General features: G+C 63.4%; 1 protein-coding gene. It reads right to left on the bottom strand.

From position 1 onward, the window contains the following. Positions 1–348, bottom strand: a 348-nt coding sequence (locus tag AA75_RS38845; RefSeq protein ID WP_149038640.1) for a hypothetical protein, incomplete at its 3' end; no start/stop codon positions are given. Positions 349–377 lie beyond the last annotated feature (29 nt).

Raw genomic sequence — 377 nt, 5'->3', positions numbered from 1 at the left:
GCCGCCGGGGGTGTAGTGGAACGTGGTGGTCTGCTCGGCCCCGTCACCACCGGTGGTGGTGAGGGTCTTGCGTGACCCATCGGCCCAGTAACCAATCGTGCTGATACTGGCGTCGTCGTCCCCGGCGATGGTCGTGGGCTTGTGATCAGGGTTATAAGCGGTACTGGTGCCGTGGCGGTCGTGGGTGAGGTTCCCCGCGTTATCCCAGGACTGTTCGGTCTGCTGCTCGCCGTGGCCGTTGCTGATGGCGACAGCAGTCCGGCGGCCCGCCTGGTCAATTGTGTTGTTAGTAGTGACAACCTGCTCGTCACTGCCATCCGCAGCCTTGGTGACGACTGTGGTGCTCACCACGTCTCCGGAGGCGTTGATGGTGTAGG

This window comes from Kitasatospora sp. MBT63, from assembly GCF_000710465.2.
In the GTDB taxonomy this organism is placed as follows: domain Bacteria; phylum Actinomycetota; class Actinomycetes; order Streptomycetales; family Streptomycetaceae; genus Kitasatospora.
Note: the sequence above shows the minus strand (reverse complement) of the source record. Positions and strands in the feature narration are given on the sequence as shown.